At 53.8% G+C, this 17,694-nt stretch carries 14 protein-coding genes and 1 tRNA gene; 10 read left to right on the plus strand and 5 right to left on the minus strand.

What is annotated here, in order from left to right:
- Nucleotides 1-19 precede the first annotated feature (19 nt).
- Nucleotides 20-1,111: an OmpA family protein gene (locus ACMG4N_RS12465; protein ID WP_414431879.1), complete on the minus strand. Its 1,092-nt coding sequence runs from the start codon at nt 1,109-1,111 to the stop codon at nt 20-22.
- Between the two features lie 244 nt (nt 1,112-1,355).
- Between ACMG4N_RS12465 and ACMG4N_RS12470 the strand changes: the two genes are divergently transcribed.
- The 10 genes from ACMG4N_RS12470 to ACMG4N_RS12515 all read left to right on the plus strand — a co-directional run bounded on the left by ACMG4N_RS12470 (nt 1,356) and on the right by ACMG4N_RS12515 (nt 13,063).
- Nucleotides 1,356-3,338 carry a neutral/alkaline non-lysosomal ceramidase N-terminal domain-containing protein gene (locus ACMG4N_RS12470; protein WP_414431880.1) on the plus strand — a complete coding sequence of 661 codons (1,983 nt, stop codon included), beginning with the start codon at nt 1,356-1,358 and terminating at the stop codon, nt 3,336-3,338.
- 176 nt (nt 3,339-3,514) lie between these two features.
- On the plus strand, nt 3,515-4,123 hold the full coding sequence (locus ACMG4N_RS12475) for a hypothetical protein (RefSeq protein ID WP_414431881.1): 609 nt from the start codon (nt 3,515-3,517) through the stop codon (nt 4,121-4,123).
- An 18-nt stretch (nt 4,124-4,141) separates the two neighbouring features.
- The gene (locus tag ACMG4N_RS12480; protein ID WP_272962035.1) at nt 4,142-5,284 is read left to right on the plus strand and encodes a CaiB/BaiF CoA transferase family protein; all 1,143 of its coding nucleotides are present in this window, start codon (nt 4,142-4,144) and stop codon (nt 5,282-5,284) included.
- Nucleotides 5,285-5,444: 160 nt separating this feature from the next.
- A complete protein-coding gene (gene msrA, locus ACMG4N_RS12485; RefSeq protein WP_414431883.1) occupies nt 5,445-6,068 on the plus strand; it encodes a peptide-methionine (S)-S-oxide reductase MsrA in 624 nt (207 codons plus the stop codon).
- Nucleotides 6,068-6,499: a peptide-methionine (R)-S-oxide reductase MsrB gene (gene msrB / locus ACMG4N_RS12490; protein WP_414431885.1), complete on the plus strand. Its 432-nt coding sequence runs from the start codon at nt 6,068-6,070 to the stop codon at nt 6,497-6,499. The genes msrA and msrB overlap by 1 nt, the downstream gene beginning before the upstream one ends.
- Nucleotides 6,500-6,795: 296 nt before the next feature.
- Nucleotides 6,796-8,307 (plus strand): 4-hydroxyphenylacetate 3-hydroxylase family protein, encoded by a 1,512-nt coding sequence (locus tag ACMG4N_RS12495; protein ID WP_414431887.1) that lies wholly within the window; start codon nt 6,796-6,798, stop codon nt 8,305-8,307.
- 56 nt (nt 8,308-8,363) lie between these two features.
- Nucleotides 8,364-8,439, plus strand: a tRNA-Thr gene (locus tag ACMG4N_RS12500).
- A gap of 366 nt (nt 8,440-8,805) precedes the next feature.
- Nucleotides 8,806-10,836 carry an N-6 DNA methylase gene (locus tag ACMG4N_RS12505; RefSeq protein WP_414431889.1) on the plus strand — a complete coding sequence of 677 codons (2,031 nt, stop codon included), beginning with the start codon at nt 8,806-8,808 and terminating at the stop codon, nt 10,834-10,836.
- A 50-nt stretch (nt 10,837-10,886) separates the two neighbouring features.
- Nucleotides 10,887-12,275, plus strand: a complete 1,389-nt coding sequence (locus ACMG4N_RS12510) for a hypothetical protein (RefSeq protein ID WP_414431891.1) — start codon at nt 10,887-10,889, stop codon at nt 12,273-12,275.
- Nucleotides 12,275-13,063: a hypothetical protein gene (locus ACMG4N_RS12515; RefSeq protein WP_414431892.1), complete on the plus strand. Its 789-nt coding sequence runs from the start codon at nt 12,275-12,277 to the stop codon at nt 13,061-13,063. Before ACMG4N_RS12510 ends, ACMG4N_RS12515 begins: the two co-directional genes overlap by 1 nt.
- Nucleotides 13,064-13,097: 34 nt before the next feature.
- Here the strand turns inward: ACMG4N_RS12515 and ACMG4N_RS12520 are convergent, their stop codons facing one another.
- The 4 genes from ACMG4N_RS12520 to ACMG4N_RS12535 all read right to left on the minus strand — a co-directional run bounded on the left by ACMG4N_RS12520 (nt 13,098) and on the right by ACMG4N_RS12535 (nt 17,440).
- The gene (locus ACMG4N_RS12520) at nt 13,098-14,981 is read right to left on the minus strand and encodes a replication endonuclease (RefSeq protein WP_414431894.1); all 1,884 of its coding nucleotides are present in this window, start codon (nt 14,979-14,981) and stop codon (nt 13,098-13,100) included.
- Between the two features lie 9 nt (nt 14,982-14,990).
- Nucleotides 14,991-15,203, minus strand: coding sequence for a helix-turn-helix domain-containing protein (locus tag ACMG4N_RS12525; RefSeq protein WP_414431895.1), 213 nt, complete (start codon nt 15,201-15,203; stop codon nt 14,991-14,993).
- 124 nt (nt 15,204-15,327) lie between these two features.
- Nucleotides 15,328-16,125 (minus strand): hypothetical protein, encoded by a 798-nt coding sequence (locus ACMG4N_RS12530; RefSeq protein WP_414431897.1) that lies wholly within the window; start codon nt 16,123-16,125, stop codon nt 15,328-15,330.
- A 16-nt stretch (nt 16,126-16,141) separates the two neighbouring features.
- Entirely contained in the window at nt 16,142-17,440 is a 1,299-nt protein-coding gene (locus ACMG4N_RS12535) for a tyrosine-type recombinase/integrase (RefSeq protein WP_414431899.1), read from the minus strand.
- Nucleotides 17,441-17,694: the final 254 nt, after the last annotated feature.

Here is a 17,694-nt window from a genome sequence, read left to right on the forward strand (position 1 = left end):
GAGTTCATATCTTTATCCCTTATTTCTCAGTAACGCGGAATTCGACGCGACGATTCATGGCACGACCAGACTGATTTTCGTTGCTGGCGATCGGCTCGATTTCACCGTAACCGCGAGCAGTCAGGCGATCCGCATCAATGCCTTGCTCAATCAGGTATTGCCGCACTGATTTGGCACGCTCGTCAGACAGTTTCTCGTTGTAAGACGCAGAACCGGTGCTATCAGTATGACCGGCAATCTCAACGTTGAAGTTTTGCTGCGCCTTCAACGCCTTGGCCACACGGTTCAGAGAGGGACCTGAACTTGCGGTAATCTCCGCGGAGTTCAACTCGAAATTGATATTATTGAAGGTGATGGTCTGGTTGGTGATCATGCAGCCATCGGAATCAACTTTGGCACCCTGGATGGTATCCGGGCACTTGTCACGATCATCCGGCACACCGTCGCTATCGCTGTCCACAAAGGGCTTCTCGACAATTTTTTCCACTTCACGGGTTTCATAGACGATCTTCTCGACTTCAACCACCCTGGTCACACCCAGCGGGATTTCCAGACCCAGGGAGAAGCGCCAGTCATTGAAGCCGCCTTCGTCTTCAGATAGGGTTCCAGTGACGCCGTCAAAGTCGTCATACATGTAACGAGCTTCAGCGCGCAGTTTCAGGCCATTGTCGAAGATAGGCCCCGTTACGGCACCGATGCCAACGTTGGCATGAAGGTCTACACCATCATCATCGTCCGGCACTACATCGTTGTAGATCGCCCCGATATTTGCCAATACGAAAGGCGTAAAGCCTTCACGATCACCGAATGCATAAGCCAGACCTGTGCTGGCCGTGTATTGGTAAAAGTCGGTCGCACCGTCAATGCCGCTATCCAGGCCGTATGCGGCGCCCTCGGTCTCCCACCACCAGTGTTCAGACAGCTCACGGCCATAAATCAGACTGGCACCCAACCCCTTGCGAGAGATTTCACGGTCTTCGTCCAGAACCAGATAGCTGGCCATAGGCGCCAGGTACTGACGAGTAGTGTCCTCTGACTTGTTTTCTGCGAATGCCTGGTTTGCCATGGCCACAGAAAGTGCAAGTGCTGAGAGTCGTATGCATCCTTTCATGGTTACCCCCCTCGGGTATGATTGATCTGTGCAATTATTGAAATAGGATTGGGGGCGCTTTAAAACATCCAACGAGTGCCGTTACGTTGCTTTAATGTTGCCGGATGGTTGCTGGCACCCTATTTTGTTTCTGAGCGTATCTTTTCGTATCAAAAAGAGGGAAATGGCGCCGTTCAAAGGGTTACATTTCACAATTAACCCATATATGGCACGATGGTGCAAATTAATTGGAATACCATTCTCCATGCGAATATTGCGCACCCGCTACCTACTGCTACTACTCTTGTTTGCCGGCATTATCGGTGGCCTGCTGCACACGGCCTGGCCGTTCCTGTTTTACCCCCGGCAGAACCTGTTTTTCTCATTCCCTGTACAAGCGATAACAGCAGATGACTCAACAGCAAAAGCAGGTATCGCTGAACGGGACATTACGCCGCCCGCCGGCATACCCAAGTTCGGTTATTCCGCCTGGGCAAAGGATGCAGACGGCTTTCGCACCCGGCTCAAGGCAAGGGCGTTCTACCTGAAAGGCCCCGGCCAGACCCCGCTTGCTATCGTACAACTGGATCTTGGCAGCGGCTCGCTGGTGCTGCGTCACCGGGTAGCAGAACTGATCGCCGACCATACCGATGTGCCCTCCCATGCCGTGACCCTGCTGGTTACCCACACCCACTCGGGTCCCGGCCAGTATCTGGGCAGCGATTTCTACAATGTTTTCGGCAGTAACCGGCCGGGCTTCGACCCGGCCCTGTTCGAGTTTCTCAGCCAGCGTATTGCCGATGCGGTCATCGATGCTTATGAGTCCCGGCTCGAGGCGCGCTTTGCCGTGGGTCAGAGCGACCTGTTTGGCGTTACCCGTAACCGCTCCATCGAGGCCTGGGCCAATAACTTCCCAGACCGTGATCACGCCAACGCCGACCCCATGCAGGCAGTGAACCCCACCATGACCCTGCTGCGCATTGACCAGCGCCAGGGCAGCAGCTTCGAACCTGCCGGCGCGCTCAGCCTCTACTCCATCCACGGCACGGCCATACCCCCCTTTACCCGCCCCTACCATGCGGATGTCTGGCACTGGATCAGCGAGCAACTGGAAAGCGAATTGGCCAGTGATTACCCCCAATTCATCCACGGCCCCGCCCAGGCAACCCATGCAGATAACAACCCGGCCTGGAAAGAGGACCTGCGCGGCGACCGTGAAGCTGAACGGATCGGCAAGGCACTGGGCAAACATGCCTCACAGCTGTTTCATTCCCTGGAAAGTCAGCTCACTGACACCCTCAGCACCGCCGTCGCCAGCCGCCAGCTGGACCTGCTCGACGACATTGATACCGGCCGTTTCGGCCTTTGCGAAAGGGCCATCGCCGGTGCCGCCGTCGCCGGCGCCGCCAACGGCGACGAAGTCTTCCCGATTTCCTATCTCCCGTTTCTGAAGGAAGACTGGCCCCGCCGGGTCTTTACCGACAACTGCCAGGGCGTGAAGCAGTGGATGCTGTCCAAACTGCAGCTGTTGCTACCGCCCGAGCGCTTTCCCCACCAGGCCCTGTTTCAGATTGTGCGCATCAACGATCTGGTACTGGTTCCCCTGCCTTGGGAAATCACCCTGGAAAGCGGCAACAGACTCCGTCAGGCGGTAGCGAGCACCCTGCCCGAAGGCAGCGACTGGAAGGTGGAAATTTCCAGTCTGGCCAATGGCTACTTCGGCTATGCCGTGACTCCGGAAGAATATGCGCTCCAGTACTACGAGGGCGGCCACACTCTTTATGGTCCACACACCCTGGATTTCCTGATTCAGCAGAGCGAGAGGCTGAGCCGGGATCTTCTACAACAAGGCGACATCAACGACATCCCGGTCCAGCAGACCTTTTCCCTGCTCAGCCGACAATACTTTCCTGACTCGCTGGCAAGTCCGGGCACAAGGCGCTGGTTAAGCGAGCCTACCCGTCATGACGGTAACGCCTCCACCGGCCCTTACTGGAGCCTGCTACTGGAAGCGGAACCAGCAGATCAACTGGCACTGGATCGCCCTCTAATGGCGGTTCACTGCGACGATAAAGTGATCAGCGATGACAGCGCCGAGTTACAGTTGTTGCATCAGCAAGACACTGAGAAAGGGCACGGTCGTTATGAGGTGCGCTGGTACCCCGCCACCCCCTCTCCTTCCGGGGCCTGCCGTTTTTCCGTTAGCGCCAACCAGCCACAAGCAGTGTTGTCCGCTCCTCTGCCATAGTCCGTCCAGCAAACAGCGCTGAGTCAGCCTCACATCTCCGAGGCTACTCAGCACTGTGCTGACGACCCTGTCACAGCCACAGACGTGGTATGGCCGTTAACGGATGAGCCTTGCCAATGGCGCTGCTACACTGGAGTCGTGCTACAAGGCACCGCTTTTTCTCCCGGAGATCCGTCATGCGCCCGCTGTTCCGCTTTCTGCTGCCTGCCCTGCTCGTTGCCGGCTGTGCCAGCACCACCCAGGTTACAACTCGCTTCACCGCTGAAGGGAGCCATCCTCCGCGGGAGACATTGCTTCTGGTGGCCCACACCCCGGAAGGCGGCACCCGTGAAACCTGGGAACTGACCTGCAAGGAAATATTTTCAAGTAGTTCGTTGACCATTTTGCTCAGCCATCAGGAATTGCCGTTATGGTACGAAGGCGGAAAAAACCGCATTCTCGACTGGGCGCAAAACAATGATGTGCAACGGATTCTGGTGGTGGAACTGACCCATCTGTTGATTGATGCGGCGGCCCCCCCGACAGGAGGCAATCGCCTCAACCCCATGGACCAGTCCGCCAGTGAAATAACGCCGACCTGGCAAGTGGGGGTTGGTGGCGAACTCGCCCGGGAAGCAGTTCCCGAGGCACTGCGTCAACACGGTGCGGAGCTGATCAATGCTGACGGCAAGCCCCTGTGGACCGGTATTGCCACCACACACGAAGCCAGTAACACCGTTGCCATTGCCAAGAGCCAATGTACGGCTCTGCGCAACACACTCAAAGAGCACGCTCTGATACCCTGACAACGGAAAGCAAAGACTATGACTGGCCCACTGAACGGACTGACCTTTATCGAACTGGCCGGCATCGGCCCCGGCCCCTTCTGCGGCATGATGCTCGCTGACATGGGCGCCACCGTGATCCGCATTGATCGCCCCGGCGGCAACCCCCACGCCGCCATCGGCCATAGCGTTCTGTTCCGCAATCGACAGAACCTGGCCCTGGACCTGAAAAGCCCGGAAGGCATCGAGACCGTCCTCAAGCTCTGTGAAACCGCCGATGGCCTGTTCGAAGGCTTTCGCCCGGGTGTGACCGAGCGCCTGGGTATCGGCCCGGAACAGTGCCTGGCCCGCAATCCAAAACTGGTATACGGCCGCATGACCGGTTGGGGCCAGACGGGTCCGCTGGCCAAAGCGGCCGGTCACGACATGAATTACATCTCACTGTCCGGTGCCCTCCATGCCATGGGCCGCCAGGGGGAAAAGCCCGCCATTCCGCTGAACCTGGTGGGTGATTTCGGCGGCGGCGGCATGATGCTCGCCTTCGGCATGGTCTGTGCCGCCCTGGAAGCCCAGCGCTCCGGCGAAGGGCAGGTGGTCGACAGCTCCATGGTAGAAGGCTCCGCCGCCCTCATGGCCATGTTCTATGGCCTCAAGGCCCAGGGCATGTTCACCGAAAATCGCGGCACTCACATGCTCGATTCCGGCGCCCACTTTTATGAGATCTACGAAACCGCAGATGGCAAATATGTTTCCATCGGCAGTATTGAGCCGCAGTTCTACGCCGAACTGTGCCGCATTGCAGAGTTACCCGCCGAGGACTTTGGCCAGCAGATGAACCCGGCCATGTGGCCGGAACTGAAACAAAAACTGGCGGCGGTCATCAAACAGAAGAGCCGTGATGAATGGACCGCGTTGATGGAAGGTACCGACGTGTGCTTTGCACCGGTATTGAGCCTTGAAGAAGCGCCTTCACACCCGCATAACGTGGCAAGAGGTTCCTTTGTCACAGTCGGCAACACGGTACAGCCGGCACCGACACCACGCTTCTCGCGCAGCGCCGCCGGCGATATCAAAGCCGCAGCCAGCGCCGGGGCCGACAGCCAGGCGGTACTGCGTCAAGCCGGTTTCAGTGACGAACAGATCGACACATTGATCAGCAGTGGCGCAGTGAAGCAAGACTGACCTGAGCCACTGTTGGAGCCTTGCTCGCAAGGCGAAGGGGTTGGTCAAGTTGCGTGCAACCTGAAACCTTCGCTTTGCGAGCAAAGCTCCAACAGCCCCTTTTTCAGGCCAGCAGAGCCCCCTGCCACAAGCCGGGGCATTCTGACTAGCGGAGGACACCATGAGTGCAGTGATACCCGGAACATCCCTGGCCATTCATCCGGAACGTTTCCCCGATCCGGTGGACGACCTGCCAACTGACGGCATCCAGAAAGCCGTACTGGCGGGGGGCTGTTTCTGGTGCGTGGAAGCGGTCTACCTCAATCTGGATGGCGTATTGGCAGTCACCTCCGGTTATGCCGGTGGCCATGCCGCCCGAGCCAATTATGAGGCAGTCTGCACCGGCACCACCGGCCATGCGGAAGTGGTGGAAATCGAGTACGACAGCCAGGTAATCAGCTACGGACAGCTGCTCAAGGTATTCTTCTCCGTGGCCCACGACCCCACCCAGAAAGACCGCCAGGGCAACGACCGGGGTACCCAGTACCGGTCCGCCATCTTCTATCATAGCCCGGAGGAAAAAGCGGTCGCCGAAGCCTATATTCGTCAGCTGGACAACGCCGGCGCCTTTACCGCGCCTATCGTGACCACGCTGGAACCGCTGGAGACATTCTATCGCGGCGAGGATTACCACCAGAACTTTGCCAACCACAACCCTAACCAGGGTTATATCGTTCACGTGGCCAGACCCAAGGTGGAAAAACTCATCCACGCCTTTCCCGACCTGCTCAAGGGAGACTCGTAATGAGCGAAACACACTCCGCCAGTGGCCATGATCTGACTCCGCTCAGCGACGCAGAGAAACAGCAACGAGCGGAACACCTCACCGATGAGGAAAGACGCATCCTGCTCAATCAGGGCACCGAGCCTCCCTTCTGCGGCGGCCTGCTCGACAACAAGGAAGACGGGGTTTACCAATGCAAACTGTGCGAGCTACCCCTTTTTGCCGCCAACGCCAAATTCGAATCCGGCACCGGCTGGCCCAGCTTCTACCAGCCCTTTGACCCGGAGCATATCCGCGAACTACGTGACAGCAGCCACGGCATGGTTCGGGTAGAAATCCGTTGTGCCCGCTGCGACGGCCACCTGGGCCACGTATTCCCCGATGGCCCGCCCCCGACGGGACTGCGCTATTGCCTGAATTCAGCGTCGATGGTGTTCAAGGCGCAGGGTTGAGATCGCAAGTTTCAAGTTGCAAGAAACAACGCGGGCAATGCTGTCATCATCTTGCTGCCACCGCGTTTCGCGCACTCGAGTCGGGCGCCGGCACGAAGTATCCGGTTCGATTAGCCTTATGGCGCGCCTTGTATCTTGCAACTTGAAACTTGCAACTCGTACACCCTGACTTGACCGCAGCGTACAGCGGCAGTTTCTGTCATTGCCTCCCGCAACACCCTGTATACCATCGGAAGTGACCCCCAAGTCACGACAACCTGGCCGCTGCCAGAGCAATGGAAATCACAGGAGGCACCATGAACGCCGCGACCCCTGCCCCGCGCCGCGAGGAAAGCGCCGAACAGCGCTGGAACCGCTTTTCCGTCCTCAAGACCGGTGACGATTACCTGGCCAGCCTGCGCAACCGCGGCACACGCCTGTTCCTGTTTGGTGAGCTGATTGATGAGCCCGCCGACCACCCGATTATCAAGCCCAGCATCAACGCCCTGCGTGCCAGCTATGACCTGGCCATTGAGGATCCGGAACTGGCCACCGCCTGGTCCCCGCTGATTGATGCACAGGTAAACCGCTTTCTGCACATCGTCGAATCGCCGGCGGACCTGGTGAAAAAGAACAAGATGCAGCGGCGTATGGGCCAGATTACCGGCACCTGTTTTCAACGCTGCACGGGACTGGACACCATCAGTGTCCTGCATTCGATCACCTACGAAATCGACGAAAAACACGGCACCCAGTATCACCATCGTTTCCTGGATTTCCTCGGTGAAGCGCAACGCAAGAACATCCTGATCGCCGCTGGCATGACCGACCCCAAAGGCGACCGCAGCAAGCGCCCGGCTCAACAGAGCGACCCGGACATGTTCATGCGCGTGACCCGGCGCACCGACAAGGGCATCTACGTGAAAGGCGTGAAAGCTCATATGACGGGGGGCTGGAACCAGCACTGGATCTGCGTCATGCCCACCATGAACCTGACAGAAGAAGATCGCGATTATGCGGTAGTCGGCATGATCCCCGGCGACGCGGAAGGCATCACCTACATCTACGGCCGCCAGAGCTGCGACACCCGCGCCATGGAAGGGGGCGACATCGATCAGGGCAATGCCGAATACGGCGGCCAGGAAGTCCTGGTCTACTTCGATGACGTCTTTATTCCCCATGAGCATGTCTTCATGGACGGCGAGTACGAGTTTGCCCAGGACATGGTCGCCCGTTTCACCGCCTACCACCGGGCCAGCTATGTCTGCAAAACCGGCCTGGGTGATGTACTGGTGGGCGCCGCCGCGTCCATCGCCGAATACAACGGGCTGGAAAAAGTCAGCCATATTCGCGACAAGCTGGTGGAAATGGTGCACCTGAACGAGACCATCTACTCCTCCGGGATTGCCAGCTCCCACGAGGCAAAGCAGATGCCCAGCGGCATCTTCATGAACGACGCCATGCTCTCCAATGTGTGCAAGCACAACGTGACCCGCTTCCCCTACGAGATCTCACGTCTGGCCCAGGACCTGGCCGGCGGCATCATGGTCACCATGCCCAGTGAGAAGGACCTGGAAAACCAGGAAGCCGGCGACATCATTCGCCGCTTCCTGAAAGGCCGCGACGACATCCCCACCGAAGACCGCATGCGCATCCTGCGTCTGATCGAGAACATGACTCTGGGCCGCAACGCGGTGGGCTACCTGACCGAATCCATGCACGGCGCTGGCAGCCCCCAGGCCCAGCGCATCCAGATCCTGCGCGGCATGGACGTGGACACCAAGAAATGGCACGCCCGCAAACTGGCCGGCATCAAGCAGGTTTCTTGACGCCGATACTTGCCAGCCCGGGGCGTCCTGCTAAACTAGCGCCGCCCCGAGGGCATGCCGGGATAGCTCAGTCGGTAGAGCAACTGATTCGTAATCAGTAGGTCCGCGGTTCGATTCCGCGTTCCGGCACCATTATCCTATTATTTTTCATAAGCTTAGCGGAAGACTCTCCGCAGCATAAAAAGAATGCAATGTTAGCGCTACGCCGGTGCTACACCAAGCGCTTCCTTCAGTAATTTGAAGCTATGAGAAGCTTCTATTGGCTCGGACTCCGCCCCTCACCATGCCCAGCTTCCATCGCGAAAATCGAGGCTTCCCGCGTTAGACTCGGGATCTTTCGTATATTTTGAAATCGGTCACATTCCTTGGCTAGGAATTTAGCCTACTGGATACTCGACCCCAGCCAGTTCAAATTGCTCAGGACGTTGCTAAACCAAAGTGCTTCATTGAAGATTAGCGACCTAAGCCAATCGCATCAGACCAAGGAATTTCACAAAGATGGCGGCCAGCAACTCTCAGCAAGACTTCAACGAGTATGTGCTATTTTCTGAAGCAGAGAACCAAGCATTAGACGAGCGCAGCTTTGAACGGGAAATCAAGGGCAGGAAAACCACCTACGTTAGATGCCTGATTCGCAATAAAGATGTACAGCTAAAGCCAGAGGAAAGAAATCGTCAGCTTTGGATTTCCCGCTTAATCGATATATTAGGCTATTGTTCATCCCGGATCAGCGTCGAGTACCCCATTACTTTTGGGCGAGACAGCTCAAAACGGGCTGATATCGTCGTTTTCGACGAACGTCGCCCTACCGTCCCGTACATCATTATCGAAGTAAAACAACAGCGGTATAAAGACGGCAAAGAACAACTCCGATCCTATGCACATGCGACGGGCGCCCCACTTGCCGTTTGGAGCGACGGAATTCTAGCTGAAGTCTGGCATCGGAAAAACCCAAATTACTTCATGGCGATCCACGAACTTCCCAGAGCGGATCAAACCATTGAGCAAGTAGTGGATCAGCCGTGGACAATCGACACGTTGATTCGCCTTGAGAATGAGCGAGTAAAGGAAGGAAAATTCGCCCGATCCCTTCGCGATTTGATTGAGGACATGGAAGATGAGGTTCTAGCAAACGCGGGGGTCGATGTATTCGAAGAGGTCTTCAAGCTAATTTTCACAAAACTCTATGACGAGATGACCTCACACCGCCAGGGAACAGCATTACGATTTCGCAACCAAAATACCGCTGCACAGCTAAAAGATGCTCTCCAAAATCTTTTCGATGATGCAAAAGGAAAATGGGAAGGGGTGTTCCTCGAAGATGAACGTATACGTCTATCCCCCGATCATCTTCAGGTGTGCGTTGGTTCTCTTGAAGAGTGGAAGCTCTTCAACTCTAACCTAGACGTGATCGATGATGCATTCGAATACTTGGTATCAAAATCGTCCAAGGGAGAAAAAGGCCAGTACTTTACTCCTCGCTGGGTCATCGATATGTGCGTAAAAATGATGAACCCTCGAGAGACCGAGACCGTCATCGATACAGCCTGCGGATCGGCAGGATTCACGGTGCACACTATGTTTCACGTGTGGCGGCAAATAATCAACGATATGGGGAGAGAAGAAAGTCACCTTTTCACAATGGATGAGAAGCCTGCTCGATGTATCGATTATGTTCGCAACAACGTCTTCGGAATAGATTTTGATGAAAAAAGCGTCCGCGTAGCTCGCTGCCTAAATCTGATTGCAGGCGATGGGGAGACTAACGTACTGCACCTCAACACTCTCGACTTCACAAAGTGGGACGAAACTACGAAGCAAGACGACTGGCAAGACACCTACGGGGCTGGCTGGCGAAGGCTCCGCAAGCTACGAAAAAATTCGCGTCAGAAAGACTATCGAAATTTCACGTTTGACGTGCTAATGGCCAATCCTCCTTTTGCTGGCGACATCAAACAATCCGATATGCTTGCTCCCTACGATTTAGCGGAGAAAAGCAATGGAAAGAGGGAAACAAAAGTCGCTCGCGATCTGCTATTCATTGAGCGAAACATCGACTTCATAAAACCTGGAGGACGCATGGCTGTTGTGCTCCCTCAAGGCCGCTTTAACAACTCCTCAGACCAGCGCCTTCGCGAATTCATCATGGAAAATTGCCGCATCCTAGGCGTAGTGGGTTTACACCCAAACACCTTTAAACCACACACTGGTACAAAAACTAGCGTTCTCTTTATTCAGAAGTGGAACGAGGACGAAAATGCGGGACCTCTTTGCCCTCGAAAAGAAGATTACAATATATTCTTCGCCACACAAAAACTAGAAAGCGTCGACACCTCAGGTCGGAAAGTCTATCGAAAAAAATCTGATGGAACGCTTTTGCGTGACACCCATGGACATTTTGTAGTGAAGCATGACTTGTTCAACCACGATGGTTTAACTGAGGATGGTATCGCCGAGGCCTTCGAGGAATTCGCTCACGAAGAGAGACTAAGTTTTTTTCGCCACGCCCCTCTAACAAAAAGCGCTTAGCGCATCTGTTAGAGGGGCTTGAAGCCTCTATTATTCCGCTCAGCGAAGCATTGACAGAAAATACTACAAACCGCTTGGATCCTGAGTATTTTGCTAAAGCAGCGGTAGAAGCCTTTCGTCTACTGAAAACCTCGCCCCGTCTAGGTAACTTTGTTAAAAACGGGTATAGAGTCGTATATGAAAACACTAAGTCCATAGACCGTGAAGAAGGAATATCATTAGATCTTCCATTTTTCCTACAAAGCGCGAATATAAACACACCATTCATTAACCATGAACAAATGGCGTGTGTGTCGGAATCGGATTGGATCAGGTATCCGAGAGGGCGAATAAAGCCCGGCGAGCTGCTAATAGAAGTAAAGGGAAAGGCTGAGAAAGTCGCAGTAGTTCCAAAAGATTTTCCCGAAAAAACGCTTGTAACGGGAACTTGCTATAAACTATCGACGCACGAAGATTGGCAACGTTCATTGTTGATTGCGCATTTGACAGGACGATACGGGAGCATATTGAAAGATCGACTTAAAACCAACCTTCTCGTAGCCTACATAGCCAAAAATGACCTATACCGAATCCCGGTACCAAAACTCAGTGAACAACTATCCGAAATGATTCATCAGCTAGTCGAAGGATCACTCAACACTCGGAATGAAATCCTTTCGAAACAGGATGCAGCCCAGGCTATATTGCTCTCAGGGCTAGGGCTTTCTGATTGGACGCCGCCAGAGCCGCTATCTTACACCGCCACTGCCTCCGAAATTTTTAACTGCGGAAGGATAGATGCCCAGTATTACATGCCAGCCAAGAAACAAGTTCGACAATCGCTATCTGCCCTTCCTAGCCGGCCTCTATCAGAGTGGGTTGACAGCATTCGAAAACAGTGGGTTCCCGCCCGAGCACCTGGATCAACCCTAGTTCGCAACTACGATGTGACCGATGCTCTTGTTCCACGGCTAGATTCTGAGAAGGAACCAACCACAGCAGCCGAAATCGGCAGTATGAAAAAGGTTTTAAACGACGGGGACGTAGCAATATCTAGACTTAGGGCGTATTTGAAAGAAGTTGCTGTAGTTCGGACTGGTGACAACATACCCTCGGTTGGGTCATCAGAGTTCATTGTTCTACGCCCAAAGAGCAGCGCCATCTCTCCCGAGACGCTTATGATATTTCTGCGGTCCTCCCCGGTCCAAACCATCTTGAAATGGTGCCAAGACGGGTCGCAACATCCACGATTTAGCGAAAGTGATTTGCTCGAGATTCCGGTTCCTAACGTTGTGGCCGAGCTTTCGCCAGAAATTACGAAAATCGTGCAAGAAGGCTTCGCCGCACGCTATTTAGCACGCAAGCTATTAGAAGCCGCCAAAAGATCCGTTGAGATAGCTATAGAACACGGTGAGCCCGCCTCTATAGCGTATATAGAGAATATAAGAAAGGGAATTTAATGACATTACCTCCGCATGCTACCGATTGGATGGACCGTGCAGAAATCGACTATATAGGTCCTTTCGTTAAAGCTTGGGCTGCATTCAACGCTTGGTTTCGGCATGCATCCGGGCAAGACCAAGAACGAGCGATGCTAAATTGGCTCAAGAGCCAACCAAACGCGGTTCGCCGCGGAACTATGCCTCTCATGCGGGAGGAAAACGAGACGACCGACGCTCTTGCATTCCAACAGGCGGTTTGCGACTTCCAACAATGCCTAGATGACATTCATTTAGAGGTCGTGCGTAAAGGCATTCGCGAGCGTGTGTCTCTGCGTACGGTTTGCATTTATCCTCGCCACCTCAATAACGAACGAATAGAACACAGGCGCCATGAATTCGAAGTTCGTCGGGTGGCTGGTGGCCACATTCAGGTTCGTGTTAACTCAATAGCTAACGGGACTGAAAAGTTCAACGAAACTCAGGAGACGTACGATCCACCATCATTGTACGCTCTCCCAGCGTTTGACAACTTATCCCAAGATCAGAAAACGAAGCTTCGCCTACTCTTTGACTCCTGTAACCCCAGGCCGATGATCGACTTATTGAGAAACGGTGCCCCGCCATTGCAGATCGGCTCAGTCGAGTTTCAATGTACCGATGAAGAGCTTTTCTCTGGCTTAATTGAGACAGTTTATGCGCTACGAAATGGCCTTTTGCATGGTGAGATTGAACCAGATCCGTCGATACTCGCCTGTTTTGAACCAGCATACCGGATTGTAATGCAGTTCTTGAAATGCGTGAGATAGTTTTATTTGCGCTCCTGGAGCCCTCGTACAGTTATTAACACAAGTCCAAGGCGGCGCATCCGCGCCGCTGATTCAAACCCCAATCTGAACCTGAGGTTTTGGCCAGCTGAATAATCCAGGTCTGGAGCCGGGTTAGTACCGGCTTACCCAATACCCACAACCCAAACACTTTGCCCTTTGATAGGTCCCCATACTCGGTATAAGCCCTACCGGGTATAAAAGCCGGTACCTCAGGTTCATCATGTACCGACCCCAAACCCTGATTAACCCTAGGTACAGAGCCGGTTTGTACCGGCTCTTGAGTCGGTTCGTACCTAGAGGTATCGGTACCTATAGGTACACCCCCTACCCCCTCTGTACCTATAGGTCTGGACTGAATCCAATAAGCCGGTTTTAGGGGTCTGGCAGACCTGGGGATTGAAGGGCCACCCATCGCAATTACAAAGCTGCACCAATCGCCCTGATCCGCTGCTGTAACCGCCTCCCAAAGGGCACCACCCTCTTCTTCATCTACCTGGTCATCCTCTGGCCCCAGACGCCGTAGTTCACGCCAGACGGTCACGGAGGGGCCACCTATCTGCTGAAACTGACGAATGCCCCAGGCACTGGCCCAGGATCTGACCCTATTGGCGCTTTCCGCCAGTGTGGTCGTCCCATCCTCATCACTTTCCAAGCCTCCCAACCCAGTCCCATTGATGTTCTTGGAGACGTATTTGGCTAGGTACCCAGCGGCTGTACCTTTCTCTGGGTCAATGGCTTTTGAATTGAACCTATGGCGCCATGCGCCAGGCTCACCAGGAGAATCGGTTTTCCAGAGGTAATGTCGGGCAATTTTGCGGGCCTGTGCCGCTTCATCAGGGTGAAAGAACAGCAGCAAGTGCCAGTGAGGGGTGCCATCGTGGTGGGGCTCGGCAATTCGGAACCCATAGCAACGAATACCCTCTCGAGCGAATTTTGATCGAATGGATGCCCACTTATTAGATAACCAGTCTTGGCCTGCACCAGGGCACGAACCATCCCACTTAGGGTTCTTGAATACCTTAGGTGTTTTTGAATTCTTGACCTTGGTCATACGGTGAAATCGTGAAGGGGTCGTAAAGGTCCAGAATTCGCCTTTGTGGCCATACTTTTCCGCCACCTCCTCAAAGCCTCGCATTCTCACCATAAGCTCAGAGCGCCGTATCTCGGGATTTGCCACCCCAAGTTGCTGCAGCTCATCGAGAGTGAAAACCTCGCCATCATCGTTAATGGCCTCAACCCCCGCCAGAGTCTGTGTATTCCTTACGATGGCACGGGTCAGGCGCTTCACATTCCAGTTCGAGCAATACAGCTGCCTACCCGCACCGACATCCCCCCTTGATCGTTTGACCTTCTCAACCTCCAAGGCCTGCAACCGACGGATTTGCCTCATCCACCACCGATTGCACTTAAACCGATTCAGTAGCGGCGTTAAATCTTGTCGTTCATCAATTTTTGAGAAGGGGGCTGGCCACGCCAAGTCATACCTCTCAAGCACTGCTGCTACCCGTCTTAGAAGACGCCCTTCATCTTCCTCTCGATAGATGATAGATCTGCATTCTGTCGCTCTTTCTAGGCTAAAGTCCTTCAGATCCCGATCTGAGCCTGTCAAACACAAGTCATGTTTCTGATAGCGAGACCGATATTCTCTGAGCTTCGTATTGGCTTCAGCTTCGATACTCCCTTTGTAGACACCTGCAAGTCTTTCGTCCCGGCATCGCTGAATCGTCACCGCATAGGCTCGAGCAACACCCCGTTGCTGACCTGGGTCCAGATCGCAAAGGTTCTCTTGAATGTATGCCCAAGTACCAGGGGCTAACTCATTCGCTACAGTTCCCAGAGTCTCTACAGCCTGAGACACCACACCTTGCATGTGCCGAGGAGTATTGGCCGCTATCACATCAGCCCCCTATGCCTGGAGGCCACAAGTGACAGGTGCAGCTTGGAGGCTACGCTCAATAAAATCAGTGATATCAGAGCGCCGGTAACGGACCAAGCGCCCAACTTTCACATAGGGAAGGTTGTAGCGTTTTTCGCAACGCCATACGGCAAGGGTGTGGGTAGTAACCCCAAGAATCTGGGATGCTTCAACTGGGGTACAGAGCCCGTCATTGGAATTCATGCGAATGCCTCCAAGTGAGTTAACGTATGGAGGCAATTTGTTGTTTTTTAAGAGGAAAAAAAATTGGGTAAGCTGGGTATACGACCACCCGAAATTGGGTAATCTCGTGAATTCCTATACCCAATTAAGCATTAAACAGCTTCCCCAGATCATTATTTGACCGTTTCTTAACCCCCCGAGCGAATGGAATCCCCAGCTCTTTCAGATCAAGTTTGAAGGTTTCGAGCTTCACTTGATCTTCTGGGGAAACCCCCGTGTACCGTTCGAATAGATCTTTGAACTCTGCTTTTGTGACATTGATCGGGCCGTTGTTTACTGCCCATTCCAATCCCACTTCCTTTGCTCGCCTGTACACAACCTCTTTGAACTGCCGGATAGACTGGCGTCTAGCTCTCTTCTTCTCTTCCTGGGATGCTGTTCCTGCTGAAGTCGGAGTAACAGGGGCATCACCATAAACCGCAGCCAACAATTCTTGAGGCACCAGAACTTGCTTACTTTTCGCCCAAGCAAGAAGATCCGCCGGGCGCACTCTGTATTTATCTGACAAAGCGGCCTTAGTTAGAGCTTTCGCCTCTGGATTCACGACGAACAAACTGCCTCCCGGACCGATGCAAGTCCTGGCAAACGCCCACAGCTTGGTAAATTTTTCATCGTAGCTACGTGTTTCAGGGTGCTCTCGCATAAGAAGGTTTATACCTTCGCGAATCAACCAAAAATCACGTTTTGCCCACTCATCGCAGACACCTTGAAAGTTGGTCTGAACGGCTCGAGCTCTCCTTTCTAGGTTAGCCCGGTCAATCTTTTCAAAGCCTTCCTTGAACTCATTCAGTGTTGCCTGAACCGCTTCCCCGATTTGCTCGGGAGTGGCATTAGACCCCAAATCATTGATAGATGGTGTCTTCCTACTTTTATCGTCGCTCATATCCGATCGCCAATTCCTAAATTTGTCTCTCGATGGCTGTGACTACCGAAACCTCTTCGACTCTGCCTGAGGCTCTGAGGATAAAGCTAGCCACTTGATCCATAGGCTTTCTCAGCTGCTCCAAATCAATTGGAGTATATCCAGCGGTCACATCCATGGTTTTGTGGTTCAGAAGCCGCTTTTGCTTGTAGGCATTGATATCGAGGTCGGCGACGATCATCGAGAAGGTCCTCCTCAGATCATGAATAGTGAATTCTATCCCCGACAAGCTGACAACCTTGCGCACCTGAGCCCGTGGCTCAATCAGATACCCCTTTGCCCCCTCCCCCTGGAACACATAGGTTTTAGAAAAACCTGTTTTTAGGTTTTCTCCAGAAACCTGCCCTAGGTTTTCTTTCTGGGCCGTAAACCTACGCTTTAACAGGTTTTGTAGGTTTTCTGGCAGAGGGAGGATATGAGTGTTTCGGTTTTTGGTATCGGATATCGTCAAGGTCCTCGCCTCGAAACTGATACCCCCCCAGGTTAACTGAGCTGCCTCATTGCGACGTAAACCGGTAAATAGTATCAATTCCAGGTAATCCGCCACGGTTTCAGCCGGTGTCCCCACCCCCTCTAACCTCAAGGTATCCAGAGCACCAACGAAAGCCTTGAGTTGGTGGGGCTGAATGTACCTTTCTCTAGGTTTTGTCCGGTTCCAGGTCCTAGTGCGAGAAAGGATATCGACAGGGTTAACCGGTATTAGGGGATTTCCCTGGGCATCCTCGTATTGGTACTGGGAGAAGTTGAATACCGCGTTCAGCACTCTCATGGCGGAGTTGGCATAGGAGGGGCCGCTATTGGTGGTCAAAGCCTGGTGCTTGCGCTGCACATTGGCCTTTGTAATGTCTACCAGTCGCTTCCGGTGCCAATCCTTAAAGGCCGTAGTCATCAGACGCCGGTAGTCGTAGAGGGTCTTTTCCTTGAGGTTCTGCTTGCGGGTGGATACATAGGCCTCAAACGCTTCCAGCAGAGTGACCTTGTTTGCCCTCTCGGCAACTTTCTTAGTCTGAGGGTTCTCCCCCTTGGAGATCTCGCCTAGAAGCTTGTAGGCCTCTTGCCTGGCGATAGCCGGTGTCATGGCGGGATAGTCCCCCAACTTCAACCGGGTCGGCTTGCCTTCCAAGCGGCGGTACAGCACGAAAGACTTTGCGCCCTTGGAGGTTACAGCCAGCTGTAGCCCCTTCACCTGCTCGTCGTTGTAGTAGGCGCGCTTGCTGCCCTCAGGGAGCGGCAACCCGTCAATGCTACGCTTGGTGAAATTCAGTTTGTTGGTCATCGGCCCATCCAACCCTTAACCCCAGTGCTACGCTGGTGCTACAGCGTGCAGGAATTCACGGGTATTCCCATGAATCTACATGGACCGATAATGCCGCCTAACCCAATGATTTGCAAAGACTAATGATAGATAATGAATCACCATGAATTATGGCGAATATGACATCAAAATAATTCGTAATCAGTAGGTCCGCGGTTCGATTCCGCGTTCCGGCACCATCGAATCACAAAAAAGCCGCCTCTTGAGGCGGCTTT

This window comes from Alcanivorax sp. IL2 (genome assembly GCF_047495475.1).
Classification (GTDB): Bacteria; Pseudomonadota; Gammaproteobacteria; order Pseudomonadales; family Alcanivoracaceae; genus Alcanivorax.